Origin of the sequence: Clostridium sp. MCC328 (assembly GCF_018785465.1) — a bacterium.
GTDB classification, from domain to species: domain Bacteria; phylum Bacillota; class Clostridia; order Lachnospirales; family Lachnospiraceae; genus Pilosibacter; species Pilosibacter fragilis.
In genome coordinates, this window is the sequence record NZ_WQPW01000130.1 from 1 (window position 1) to 244 (window position 244).

Annotated in this window: 1 rRNA gene; it reads right to left on the reverse strand. The window is 54.9% G+C overall.

Going from position 1 to position 244, the window contains the following annotated elements:
- Positions 1 to 244 (reverse strand): 23S ribosomal RNA (locus GPK83_RS15345); the annotation flags it as partial.

Here is a 244-nt window from a genome sequence, read left to right on the forward strand (position 1 = left end):
GGGAACCTTTGAGCGCCTCCGATACCCTTTCGGAGGCGACCGCCCCAGTCAAACTCCCCACCTGACATTGTCCCCGATCCGGATCACGGACCATGGTTAGAAACCCAGTAACGCAAGGGTGGTATCCCAACAGCGGCTCATATGAAACCGGAGTTCCATATTCATAGCCTCCCACCTATCCTGTGCATGCATTACCGAATCCCAGTATCAAGCTGGAGTAAAGCTCCATGGGGTCTTTCCGTCC